Source organism: Nocardia otitidiscaviarum NBRC 14405 (assembly GCF_000308635.1).
GTDB classification, from domain to species: Bacteria; Actinomycetota; Actinomycetes; order Mycobacteriales; family Mycobacteriaceae; genus Nocardia; species Nocardia otitidiscaviarum.
Map to the genome: position 1 here is coordinate 205,371 of NZ_BAGD01000106.1, position 12,709 is coordinate 218,079.

Below are 12,709 nucleotides of genomic sequence, written 5' to 3' on the forward strand. Positions count from 1 at the left end.
ACAGACGATGCGACAACCCGAGCGGCACACGGGCGATGCGGCAGCCCGAGCAGGTCGTATACGTGACAGGCCGCTTCGGTCATGCGGGCAGATGCCCGCGCGGGCGATGGGAATTGCCGAAGCGGGTGGCCCAGCTCAGCTCAGACCCAGGCGGCTGGTGCAGGCGGGCCAGGCTCCCCAGCCCTGCCGCTGCCGGGTCACCTCGGCGATGGCGATCTGCTCCTCGCGGGTGGCCAGGTCGGCGCGGGGCGCGTAGCGCAGTCCGCCCTGCCGGGCCCAGGTGTTCGCGTCGAACTGGATGCCGCCGTAGTAGCCGTTGCCGGTATTGATGGCCCAGTTGCCGCCGGACTCGCACTGGGCCAACGCGTCCCAGATGGCGCCGTCCTTGACCGGCGGCACTTCGGTGCCCGGCTTGGCGCCCTTGCGGATGGTCTTCGGCTCGGCGGGAACGATCACGGTCGAGTCGATGAGCTCCCGGCCCGCCTCCTGGCCGTTCACGATGGAGACGGCGAAGGTCGCGTCGTGCACGCCCGGCTTACCCGGATTCTCCACCACGGTCCGGCTCATGTTCAGCTCCGGATCCTCGATGATGTTCTCCGGCGGATCCAAAGGGATTCGCTCGGTGCGGTTCTCGATCACGCGACGGGTGACGACGATCTTCATGCCGTCGGTGAGCGGGGTGTCGGCAGCGGGCTCCACGGTGTCCTGATTCACCAGCGGGCGGCCCTGCACCTTCAGCAGCTCGCCGACGGTCGGCGCGGCCAGCCGCACCAGGGTCGGCGGGCGGCCGTTGTCGGAGAGTTCCAGCGTGCGCGGGCTGGTCACCAGCAGCTGCCCACCCTCGAGCGGCAGCGGCGTGGGCCGGGCCGGGGAGGTGAACACATCGCTGGGCAGGCTCAGCTTCACCAGCGCCTCGGCGACGGTGAGCGCGGTGGTCCACACCTTCTGCTGCTGACCGTCGACGGTCAGGGCGACCTCGCGGGCGCGGTTGAGGGTGATGGTGGCACCGTCGGCGACGGTGGCGTTCGCGGCCGGGCTGACATCGTCCTTGTCGTCGACCGAGAATCCGGCCGCTTTCAGCACCCCGCGCACATCGCGGTACATGGTGCTCTGGAGGTATTTCTGCCCATCGACCACGACGGTCACCGTCTTGTGGTTCACGATGGCCAGCCCGGCGCCGACGACGAGCGTGACGAGCATCGCCGCGATGGCGCCGTACAGCAACGGCGAGCGCGACGAGTTGATCTTCGTCAGAGCGTTCATCGGAAATCCCGGCATGGTCACAGTACGATAACGAGGGGGTCATGAATTGACAACCACTCCACGCGTACCGGGGCGTTTCAGAATAACGACCCGATATCGAAGCGCTGGTTGGTCACGATTCGGCTAGATCATAGTGAGCGAAGCCACACCGCGCGACTCACGGGTGGAAAGTTCGCAACCCGTGACTTTCTCGCAGAAATCATGCGAGTTCAGATTCCGTAGACCAGCCGCGCATTCGCCGTGGTGATCTTGGCCAGCCGCACCGGATCCTGTTCGCGGAGTTCGGCCAGCGCCCGCACCGTGTACGGCAGGCAGTACGGCTCGTTCGGCGCGCCACGGAAGGGATGCGGGGTCAGGAAGGGCGCGTCCGTTTCGACCAGAATCCGATCCTCCGGCACCAGTTTCGCGGCCTCCCGCAATTCGTGGGCATTCTTGAAACTCACCGTTCCGGAGAAACTCAGGTAGTAGCCCTCCTCCACGCACGCGATGGCCATGTTCGCGTCGGAGGAGAAGCAATGGAAGATCACCGTTTCCGGCGCGCCCTCGTCCAGCAGGACGGCGAGCAGATCATGGTCGGCCTCCCGGTTGTGGATCATGAGCGGTTTGCCCAGCCGTTTGGCCAGGTCGATATGCCAGCGGAAGCCCTCGACCTGCTCCTCGATATCGGCGCAGCCCTCCAGCTTGCCCGGCCAGTAGTAGTCGAGTCCGGTCTCGCCGACGGCCACCACGCGCGGATCGGCGGCCAGCTTCTCCAACTCGCCCTTGGCCGCGTCGTCGAGCGCATTGGCACGGGTCGGATGCAGTGCGACGGCCGCGTAGACCCGCTGATCCCAGTGCGCGGCGCGCACCGCGAAACGGGCGGCCTCCAGGTCGTCGGCGATCGTCACGACCTGTCCGACGCCCACCGCCTGGGCCCGATCCACAATGGCGGCAACCGATTCCGCGTCGCTCGCGCCGCAGGCGTCCAGATGGGTGTGCGCGTCCACGAGCGGGGACAGCGGTTCGGGCGGTTCCGGCGCGGGTCGCTTCTTACTCATCGACACCACCGCTTACAGGGATATTGAGGGGAGCGACAGCAGGCACGCCGATTACAGTAGGACACACCATGAGCGCATCCGACCGCACAGCCACCCCTGGCGCCTCAGCACCGGCCTTCTACATCACCACGGCCATCGCCTACCCGAACGGTGCGCCGCACATCGGGCACGCGTACGAGTACATCTCGTCCGATGCCCTGGCTCGCTTCAAGCGGCTCGACGGCTTCGACGTGTTCTTCATGACCGGCACCGACGAGCACGGCCAGAAGGTGCAGCAGGCTGCCAAGGCCGCGGGCGTGCCCGAGCGCGAGTACGCGGCGGGCAACTCGGACGTGTTCGAGCGGATGGACAAGGCCCTCGACGTCTCCTTCGACCGGTTCATCCGCACCACCGACGAGGACCACCACGCCGCCTCCATCGCCATCTGGGAGCGGATGGCCGCCAATGGCGACATCTACCTCGACACCTACTCGGGCTGGTACTCGGTGCGCGACGAGGCGTTCTACACCGAGGAGGAGACCACCGTCCTCGACGACGGCACCCGGGTCTCCACCGAGACCAGGACGCCGGTGGAGTGGACCGAGGAGTCGAACTACTTCTTCCGGCTGTCCAACTACCAGGACCGTCTGCTCGAGCTGTACGAGACGCGGCCGGACTTCATCGCGCCCGCCACCCGGCGCAACGAGATCGTCTCCTACGTCAAGGCCGGGCTGAAGGATCTGTCCATCTCCCGCACCACCTTCGACTGGGGCGTGCCGGTGCCGGGCGATCCGGCGCACGTCATGTACGTGTGGGTGGACGCGCTCACCAACTACCTCACCGGCGCGGGCTTTCCGAATACCGATTCCGCCGCGTTCCAAAAGTTCTGGCCCGCCGATCTGCACATCATCGGCAAGGACATCACCCGCTTCCACTGCGTGTACTGGCCCGCCTTCCTGATGTCGGCCGGTATCGAGTTGCCGAAACGCGTATTCGTGCACGGGTTCCTGTACAACAAGGGCGAGAAGATGTCGAAGTCGGTCGGCAATGTGGTCGATCCGATGGAACTCGTCGACACCTACGGCCTCGACGCCGTGCGCTTCTTCCTGCTGCGTGAGATCTCCTACGGACAGGACGGCTCCTACAGCCACGAGGCCATCGTCGGGCGCATCAATACCGACCTGGCCAACGAATATGGCAACCTGGCGCAGCGCTGCCTGAAGATGGTCGCCCGCGACTTCGGTCCCGTGGCCCCGACGCCCGGTGAGTTCACCGAGGACGACAAGGCGCTGCTGGACCGGGCGAACGGGCTGCTGGAGAAGGTGCGCGCCGAATTCGACCAGCAGCAGATCCACCTCGGCCTGGAACAGCTGTGGCTGATGCTCGGCGAGACCAACCGCTACTTCTCCGCGCAGGCCCCGTGGACACTGGCCAAGGCCGGTACGCCGGAGGGCACCGCACGGGAGGGCACCATCCTCTATGTGACCATGGAGGTGCTGCGCATCGTCTCGATCCTGGTGCAGCCGGTGATTCCGGGTTCGGCGAACAAGATCCTGGACCTGCTGGGTCAGACCGGCCGTACCTTCGCCGATATCGCCACGCCGATCCAGCCGGGCATCGCGCTGCCCGCGCCGGAGGTGGTCTTCCCGAAGTTCGTGGAGCCCAAGGCATAATCGCTCGGAAAGGGCTGTCGCCCAGACAGTTTGCTCACCCCTGGCCGGGTACGAGAAATCGTGCCCGGCCGCTCTGCGTTCGGGGGTCCGGAGGCGGTGAAGTCTCTCACAGCGAAACCGTCAGTCCGATAATCAAGACTGGTCGTTCGCACAGTTTTTCCCGGGTAGCCGACGGTTGGCCCCGAGCCCACGCCGACACCAAGATCACCTGATCACCCGAGGTGAAGCACTGATAGCCGAATCGCATGCGGTTCGTGAGACTCACGGTTACAGAAATTGTGACAAACCCAAATGTCTCAGACAGTTGGCCTCGATCAACGATGTCGCAGACGAAGTTACCCTCGGGTAGCCTTCCATGCGTCCCCGCTATCGAATGAATTGCTCCCTACTTCCGAGGAGTCCCCGTGCCGTATTCACGATTCGAGGCGATCGGCGCATATCTGCCGTCCAAACGAGTCACCACCGAAGAACTCGTATCGCAATTGAAAACCGCACCCGGCTTCGATCTCGAAAAGATCACGGGTGTCCAGGAGCGGCGGTTCCGCTCCACCGAACCCGGGAACGTCGAAGATTCCTTCACCCTCGCCATGAATGCGGTGGAGGACTGTCTGTCCAGGTCACAGTATGCTGCCTCGGATCTGGACGTGATCATCTCCACCTCGATCACGCGGTCCAAGGACGGCACCAAGATGTATATGGAGCCCTCCTTCGCGGGTGCGATCGGCCGCGCCATCGGCGCGCGCGAAGATGTCATCACCTTCGATCTGTCGAATGCCTGCGCGGGTATGCTCACCGGCACCTACATTCTGGATCGAATGATTCGCTCGGGCGCGGTGCGGCGCGGAATCGTGGTCAGCGGCGAGGCCATCACCCCCATTGCGGAAACCGCCGTCGAAGAAATCTCCGAGAAATACGATCTGCAATTCGCCTCACTCACCGTGGGCGATTCCGGTGCGGCCGTCGTACTGGATGAGGCAGTCGACGACGCCGACAAGATCCACTACATCGAGCTGACCACGGCCTCGGAGTACTCGCACCTGTGCCTGGGCATGCCCAGTGACAAGTCACAGGGTGTGGCGCTCTACACCGACAACCGGAAGATGCACAACGAGTCGCGCTTCCTGCTGTGGACCGATACGCAGAGCGGTTACCTGGACAAGCAGGGCACCACCTTCGCGGACGAGAAGTTCGACTACATGATCCACCACCAGTTCGGCGCGGGCGCGGTGCCGTTCATCAACGCCATCGCCGCGCGGGAGTTCGGCGTCCCGATGCCGCCGGATCTGAATGTCATCCACAAGTACGGAAACACCTCCACCACTTCACATTTCATCGTGCTGCACGACCAACTGAGCCAGCAGGCCATTCCGGCCGGAGCCAAGCTGCTCATGGTCCCGGCCGCCTCCGGCGTGGTCGCCGGATTCCTGTCCACCACGATTTCTTCGCTGAAGGTCTGAATCTGCTATGGGCGTGCGCATCAAATCCACCGGAACCAGCCGGGACACCGACACTTTCAGCATCGTCGAGCACAGCGCCCGCGCGGCGCGGCAGAGCCTGGAGCGGGCCGGTGTGCGGCCCGACCAGGTGGGGGTGCTGATCAACACCGGCGTGTTCCGCGACTCCAACACCGTCGAACCCGCTGTCTCGGCGCTCATTCAGAAGGCCGCCGGAATCGGGCTCGACTACGCCAAGGAGGACCCCCGGTCGTTCTCCTTCGACCTCATGAACGGCGCGGTCGGCGTGCTCAACGGCGTGCAGGTGGCCCAGTCGGTACTGGCCACCGGCAGTGCCGAACACGTGCTGGTGGTCTCCGGTGACACCCACCCGTCGCTGACGCGGTCGGCCGCCGACGACGAATTCCCCTACGCCACCGCGGGTGCCGCACTGTTGCTGGAATTCACCGACGAGCCGGAAGGTTTCGGCCGGGTGCACACGGTCTCGGGTGCGGGCACTCCCGCCGTCGAGTCCTATGTCGACGTCGCCACCATGGGCACCGTGGGCCGCGGTCTGATGACCGTGGAGCGCGACGCCGATGCCGAGGACCGGCTGCTCGCGGTCGCCGTGCGGGCCGCGCGAGCCGCGCTCGACGAGGCGGGTGACATCGATCCGGCCGATACGGCGGTGATCGCCTCCACGCCGAGCGCGGCGTTCCCGGCCCGGCTGGCCGCCGAACTGGGCATCGCCCCCGAGGCGGTGCGGACTCCCGACCTGTCCCAGGGCGATCCGCACACCGCCGCGCTGCCGCTGGCCTATGACGCCGCCGCACAGGACGATTCGCTGTCGGCGTACCGTCAGGTGCTCTTCGTGGCCGCCGGCGCCGGTCCGGCCGCCGCCGCGGTGCTCTACCGCCTGCCCGCCCTCGCCGGGGCCGCCGCGTGACGGCGGGCACCTATTGGAAGGCCATCGACCGCTTCCGGGCGGTCGTGGCCGACCAGCCGGATCGCGAGGCCGTGATCTTCCCGGGTGGCAAGAACCCGTCCGGGCTGCCGGACTACCGGTACCTCACCTATCGCGAACTCGACGCCTGGTCCGACGCCATCGCCGAACGGTTGAGCGCGGCCGGTGTCGGGCGCGGCACCCGCACCATCGTGCTGGTGCTGCCCAGCCCCGAGCTGTACGCGATCATGCTGGGGCTGTTGAAGATCGGCGCGGTACCCGTGGCCATCGACCCGGGCATGGGCCTGCGCAAGATGCTGCGCTGCCTGCGCGCGGCCGATGCCGAGGCGTTCATCGGCATCCCGCCCGCGCACGCGGCCCGGGTGCTGTTCCGCAACTACTTCCGCGGCGTGCGGGTGACGGTGACGGTCGGCAGGCGCTGGTTCTGGCGCGGCCCCACCCTCGCCAGCTGGGGCACCCGACCGACCGGAACCCTGCGGCAGCGCGAACCCGCTCCCGATGACGAGCTGCTGCTCATCGCCTACACCACCGGCAGCACCGGACCGGCCAAAGCCGTCGAGATGACGCACGGAAATCTGTCGGCCATGGTCGAGCAGGTGCACGCCGCGCGCGGCCACGTCCCACCGGACACCTCGCTCATCACCCTGCCGCTGGTCGGCATCCTGGACCTGCTGCTCGGCGCGCGCTGTGTGCTGCCGCCGCTGATTCCCAGCCGGGTCGGGTCCACCGATCCGGCGCACGTGGTGGATGCGGTCAACCGGTTCGGCGTGCGGACCATGTTCGCCTCCCCGGCCGTGCTGATCCCGCTGCTGCGGCACCTGGAGCGCACCGGGGCGGCGGTGCCCAGCCTGCACAGCATCTACTCCGGTGGTGCGCCGGTGCCGAACTGGTGCATCGCGGGCCTGCGAAAGGTGCTCGCCGCGGACGCCGAGATCCACGCGGGTTACGGCTCCACCGAGGCGCTGCCCATGTCCACCATCGAATCGCGGGAGCTGTTCGACGGTTTGGTGGAGCGTGCGCAGCGCGGCGAGGGCACCTGCATCGGCCGTCCCAGCGACCGGGTGCGCGCCCGGGTGGTCGCGATCACCGACGACCCGCTACCCACCTGGGATCGGGTGGAGGAGCTGTCCTCGGAGCTGTACGCCACCAATGGAATCGGCGAACTCGTGGTCTCCGGGCCGAATGTGAGCACCCGCTACTTCTGGCCGCCCGAGGCCAATACGGCGGGCAAGATCCACGACGGCGACACCGTCTGGCACCGCACCGGCGATCTGGCCTGGATCGACGCCGAGGGCCGAATCTGGTTCTGCGGCCGCAAGAGCCAGCGCGTGCACACCGCCGACGGGCCCATGTTCACCGTGCAGGTCGAACAGGTCTTCAATACGGTGCCGGGCGTGGCCCGCACGGCGCTGGTCGGGGTCGGACCGCGCGGCGGGCAGACGCCGGTGCTGTGCGTGGAGGCCGAGCCGGGTGCCGATGTCGACGCCGTCGCCGTGGCCCTGCGCCAGCGTGCCGCCGAATTCGAAGTCACCGCAAAGGTTTCCCGCTTCCTGTTCCACCCGAAGTTCCCGGTGGATATTCGGCACAATGCCAAGATCGGCCGCGAGCAGCTGGCGATCTGGGCGCAGCGGCAACTAGGGACGGAGAGGTAATGAAGGTTCTCGCACTGCGCGCGGTCCCGATCCTGGGCTGGCTGTACCTGGTGGTCGGCCTGATCGCCGCGCTGACCGGTCGCGCCCCGGCCAATCGGCTGCTGCGCGCCGTCTTCTGGATCGACGCCTTCCTCAGCATCGTGGTGCACGCGGCCCAGATCCCGGCCGCGCTGCGCGCCGCCGAGGGCAGCGGCACGTCACCGGTCGAAACCGCCGTGCTGACCCAGATCTTCGGGCTCACCTGGTGGAAGACGCAGGAGGTGGCGGCGTGAAAGCACTCGTGACGGGCGCGTCCGGATTCCTCGGCGGCGCCATCGTGCGCCGCCTGGTCCGCGACGGCGACTACGACGTGGCGATCCTGGCGCGGCCCACCAGCAATCTGCGTGACCTCGCCGACGTCATCGACCGCATCGAGATCGTCACCGGCGATCTCACCGACGCCGGATCGCTCGACGAGGCCACCAAGGGCGTGGACGTGGTGTTCCACAGCGCGGCGCGGGTCGACGAGCGTGGCACCCGGCGGCAGTTCTGGGCCGAGAACGTCAGCGCCACCGTGCAACTGCTGGCCGCCGCGCGGCGCAACGGGGCTTCCCGCTTCGTCTTCATCTCCAGTCCCAGTGCGCTCATGGACCGCGACGGCGGCGATCAAGTCTCGATCGACGAATCGGTGCCCTACCCGAGCCGCTACCTGAATCTCTACTCCGAAACCAAGGCCGCCGCCGAACGCGCGGTGCTGTCGGCGAATTCGGAAACCTTCACCACCTGCGCGCTGCGCCCGCGCGCCATCTGGGGCGCGGGCGACCGCAGCGGACCGATCGTGCGGCTGCTGGGTAAGGCGGCCGAGGGTTCGCTGCCGGATCTGTCCTACGGCAAACAGGTATTCGCCTCGCTGTGTCACGTCGAGAACATCGTGGAGGCCAGCGTCAAGGCCGCCGCGTCCGACCGGGTCGGCGGGAAGGCGTATTTCGTCGCCGACGCCGAGCAGACCGACGTGTGGGGCTTCCTCGGCGAGGTCGCCACCGACCTCGGCTACGAGCGACCGAGCCGGCAGCCGAACCGGCGGGTGCTCGACGCCGTGGTGTCGGTCATCGAAACCATCTGGCGGGTACCGGCCGTCGCCACCCGCTGGTCGCCGCCGCTGTCGCGCTACGTGGTGGCGCTGATGACCCGCACCGCCACCTACGACACCTCGGCGGCGGCCCGCGATTTCGGGTACGTGCCGGTCGTGGACCGGGCGCAGGGGCTGCGCGAACTGCTGGCCTGGCTCGAGACCCAGGGCGGCGTCGAGGAATTGACCAAGAACATTCGGTGATTGAGAGCAGGCCATGAGCAACGACACCGGTTTCCGCCGACCCATCTCCCCCACCGAGCTCATCTACTTCCCGATGCGGGATCTGGCTCCGCCGTTCCTCATGCAGCTGGCGATCGAGGGCACCGGCACCCTCGACGCCGACGAGCTGCGGCGTGCGGTGGCCACGGCGGCGCAGGCCAATCCGGGCGCGCGGCTGGTGCGCGACGGGAAGTACTGGGTGGACAGCGGCATCGCGCCCGCGGTGCGGGTGGTCGACCACGCGCTGCGGTTCCCGGAGCTGGAGGCGGATCCGGTGCTCACCAGCCCGATCGGCCCCACACCGGAATCGACGGTGGAGGTGCTGCTGCTGACGGCCGCGCCGACCACCGTCGTCTTCCGGGTGTTCCACGGGGTGATGGACGGCATGGGCATGATCATGTTCGTCACCGATGTGCTGCGGGTGCTGCGCGGGCAAGAGCCGGTGGGCGCGGCCGATCCCATCGCCGACGCCGAACTGGTGCGCAAGGTCGGCGCGCCGGGGCGGCCGACGCTCATGAACCCGAGCTTCCGCTCGGCGGTCGGTCACGGGCGACAGGAGCCGGGTGAGCCTCGGCATCTGCTGCGCTGCCGCACCATCAACGCCACCGGACCGCGCGCGCTGGAGCGGGTCGCCGCCATCCTCACCGAGTGGGGTGGGCCGCGCTCGCGCATCATGATTCCGGTCGATCTGCGCCGCCACGATCCGGAATTGCGCTCCACCGCGAATCTCGCGCTGCCGCTGTTCCTCGATGTGCGCGGCGTCGCCACGGTGGCACAGCTCAACGAGATGAAGAAGGCCGGGCTGCGCGAGGGCCGCGAGCTCAATCAGATGGACAACAGCGGGCTCACCAAACTACCGCCCGCCGTAGGACGTTCGCTGCTGCGGACGCTGAACTTCGTCGGCTCCCGGTGGGGCTACAACCTCGCCTCGGCCACCGTCTCCCATATGGGACGCTACGACTTCGACGAACTCGCGGTGCCCGGTTTCCGTCCGACCGCCGTGCGGGTGCTGCCGCAGCACAGTGTGGCAATGCCGCTGCTGTTCGGTATGACCGAGGGCGACGGGCGCACCGAACTCTCCGTGTCGGCGCGCAGCGGGCGGGGCATTCCGGAGCGCCTCGAGGCGCTGTTGGACAAGATCGTTCACACGCTGGAAAGCGAATTCGCGCAGACGGATTCGGCGGCGTCATGACGCGGTGGGCGCGGATGGTGGTGGCCCGGCCGCGGCTGGTGCTGGCCGCCGCCGTGCTGTTCGCACTGCTGTCCGGGATCTTCGCCGCCGGGCTGGCCGAGAAGGTGAGTGCGGCCGGATTCCAGGACCCCGGCAGTGAGTCCACCGCGGTGGACAGCTGGGTGACGGAGCGGTTCGGCCCGCAGAACCCGGACATCATCGCCATCTACACCGCGCCCGAGGGGCAGACCCTCGACGACATCGGTCCCCGGATTCAGCAGGCGGTCCAGCGGATCGACCCGGCACTGCTCGACCGCCCGGTCGAAACCTACTGGAACAGTGCGCGACAGCAGTATCTGCGCGCACCCGACGGGCAGCGCGCCCTGGCGGTGGTGTTCGCCGCCGGGGACGACAATCGGCGGATCGCGGTGTACCCGGAGATCGCGGCCGAACTCGAGGTGCCGGGCATCCGCACCCAGCTGACCGGGTACAGCGCCCTGGCCGATGAGATCAGCCAGCAGTCGCGGCGCGATCTCATCGTCGCGGAGGCGATTTCGATTCCGCTCACGGCCGTGGTGCTGGTGCTGGTGTTCGGCGGCATCGTGGCGGCGCTGCTGCCGGTGGCGGTGGGCACGCTGGCCGTGATCGGGGCGCTGGGCGCGGTGGGCCTCATCGCCCACGTCACCGAGGTCAGCGTGTTCGCCATGAACGTGGTGTCGCTGCTGGGGCTCGGATTGGCCATCGACTACGGGCTTTTCGTGGTCGGGCGGTTCCGGGAGGAGCTCGGGCAGGGTCGCGCCGTGGACGAGGCGGTGACGCGGGCGCTGCTCACCGCCGGACGGACCGTGACCTTCTCGGCGCTGCTGCTCATGTGCGCCTTCGCGGGCACCTTCGTCTTCCCGCAGGCGGTGCTGCGCTCGCTGGGGTTCGGGGCGATCGCGGCGGTGGGCCTGGCCGCGCTGCTGTCGGTCAGCGCGCTGCCCGCCGCGCTCATGCTGCTCGGACCGCGGATTCGCCGGTGGAGCTGGCGGGCGGACGCCTACGAGCGCGCCGAGGAACGGGCGCAACGGTTCTGGGGTCGCGTGGTCACCGCGGTCATGCGGCGGCCCGGTACGGTCGCCATCGCCGTGGGCGGACTGCTGCTGGTGCTCGCCGCACCGCTGACCGGCGTGCGGTTGGGCGATATCGACCACACCGCGCTGCCGCCCGGCAATGAGAAGCGGATCGCCGTCGAGGAATTGAGCGCCGACTTCGCCGCCGCGAACAGCGGCGCCACCGTACTGCTCACGCGCGCCGACGGAAGCGCACCCGCCGGCTCCGACATCTCCGCGGGACTGCGTGGCATCGGGGCGGTACCCGGTGTGCGCCAGGTGCTTTCGCTGGGTACACGGGACGATGCCGCCGTCCTGCACGCGGCCCTGGCCGCGCCCGACCGCTCACCGGACGCCCAGGAGATCGTGAAAGACATTCGGGCGCTGCGCCTCGACGGTGTGGAGCTGCGGGTGGGCGGGGCGAGCGCCGCCACCGTGGACAGCGTCACCGGCGTCCTCGACGCCATGCCGCTGATGCTCGTGGTCATGGTCGCCGCCACCCTGCTGGTGCTGCTGCTGGCCTTCCGCTCCGTGGTGCTCCCGCTCAAGGCCGTCCTCATGGCCTTCCTCAGCCTCGCCGCCACCTTCGGCATCCTGACCTGGATCTTCGACCAGGGCCATCTGGCGGATGTGCTCGGTGTCAGCCCCGGCCCGCTCTCCGGCGGGATGATGGTGCTCATCATCGCCGTGGTCTTCGGCCTGTCCACCGACTACGAGGTGTTCCTGCTGTCCCGCATGAAGGAGGCCCACGACGCCGGGGCCGACACCACCGCGGCCGTCCGCACCGGCACCGTGCAGACCGCGCGGGTGATCACCGCCGCCGCGACCCTGCTCGTCCTCATCACCGGCGCGTTCACCATCTCCCCCCTGACCCCCATGCGCTTCCTCGGCCTCGGCATGGTCATCGCGCTGATCATCGACGCCACCCTGGTCCGCATGCTCCTGGTCCCCGCCCTGGTGAAACTCATGGGCGAGGCCAACTGGTGGATGCCCGGCCGCCGCCCGCCGAAGCCGCCGGAATCGACCACCGCCACCGCCCCGGCGGAGACCGTCCCGGTGCGGGGATAGCGAGTAGAATTCGCGCCGTACGACAGGAGGGACCGCCGATCAGCCGCC

10 protein-coding genes are annotated in these 12,709 nt (G+C 68.2%); 8 read left to right on the forward strand and 2 right to left on the reverse strand.

From position 1 onward, the window contains the following. Nucleotides 1-135: 135 nt before the first annotated feature. The gene (locus tag ON31_RS24785; protein WP_039817233.1) at nt 136-1,263 is read right to left on the reverse strand and encodes a resuscitation-promoting factor; all 1,128 of its coding nucleotides are present in this window, start codon (nt 1,261-1,263) and stop codon (nt 136-138) included. A gap of 209 nt (nt 1,264-1,472) precedes the next feature. Further along, nucleotides 1,473-2,300 (reverse strand): TatD family hydrolase, encoded by an 828-nt coding sequence (locus ON31_RS24790; RefSeq protein WP_039817112.1) that lies wholly within the window; start codon nt 2,298-2,300, stop codon nt 1,473-1,475. 68 nt (nt 2,301-2,368) lie between these two features. Here ON31_RS24790 and metG point away from each other — a divergent pair, with 68 nt between their 5' ends. The 8 genes from metG to ON31_RS24830 all read left to right on the forward strand — a co-directional run bounded on the left by metG (nt 2,369) and on the right by ON31_RS24830 (nt 12,661). Next, nucleotides 2,369-3,952, forward strand: a complete 1,584-nt coding sequence (gene metG, locus ON31_RS24795) for a methionine--tRNA ligase (RefSeq protein WP_039817113.1) — start codon at nt 2,369-2,371, stop codon at nt 3,950-3,952. A 404-nt stretch (nt 3,953-4,356) separates the two neighbouring features. Continuing rightward, a complete protein-coding gene (locus ON31_RS24800; protein WP_039817114.1) occupies nt 4,357-5,409 on the forward strand; it encodes a 3-oxoacyl-ACP synthase III family protein in 1,053 nt (350 codons plus the stop codon). A gap of 7 nt (nt 5,410-5,416) precedes the next feature. Continuing rightward, the gene (locus ON31_RS24805; protein ID WP_039817115.1) at nt 5,417-6,331 is read left to right on the forward strand and encodes a beta-ketoacyl-[acyl-carrier-protein] synthase family protein; all 915 of its coding nucleotides are present in this window, start codon (nt 5,417-5,419) and stop codon (nt 6,329-6,331) included. Continuing rightward, nucleotides 6,328-8,001 carry a fatty acid CoA ligase family protein gene (locus ON31_RS24810; RefSeq protein ID WP_039817118.1) on the forward strand — a complete coding sequence of 558 codons (1,674 nt, stop codon included), beginning with the start codon at nt 6,328-6,330 and terminating at the stop codon, nt 7,999-8,001. Before ON31_RS24805 ends, ON31_RS24810 begins: the two co-directional genes overlap by 4 nt. After that, the gene (locus ON31_RS24815) at nt 8,001-8,273 is read left to right on the forward strand and encodes a hypothetical protein (RefSeq protein ID WP_029931219.1); all 273 of its coding nucleotides are present in this window, start codon (nt 8,001-8,003) and stop codon (nt 8,271-8,273) included. Before ON31_RS24810 ends, ON31_RS24815 begins: the two co-directional genes overlap by 1 nt. Then, nucleotides 8,270-9,313 carry an NAD-dependent epimerase/dehydratase family protein gene (locus tag ON31_RS24820; protein WP_081592704.1) on the forward strand — a complete coding sequence of 348 codons (1,044 nt, stop codon included), beginning with the start codon at nt 8,270-8,272 and terminating at the stop codon, nt 9,311-9,313. The genes ON31_RS24815 and ON31_RS24820 overlap by 4 nt, the downstream gene beginning before the upstream one ends. 13 nt (nt 9,314-9,326) lie before the next feature. Continuing rightward, nucleotides 9,327-10,523 (forward strand): peptide synthetase, encoded by a 1,197-nt coding sequence (locus ON31_RS24825; RefSeq protein ID WP_039817121.1) that lies wholly within the window; start codon nt 9,327-9,329, stop codon nt 10,521-10,523. Next, complete coding sequence (locus ON31_RS24830; RefSeq protein ID WP_039817122.1) at nt 10,520-12,661, forward strand: MMPL family transporter; 2,142 nt, start codon at nt 10,520-10,522, stop codon at nt 12,659-12,661. Before ON31_RS24825 ends, ON31_RS24830 begins: the two co-directional genes overlap by 4 nt. Nucleotides 12,662-12,709: the final 48 nt, after the last annotated feature.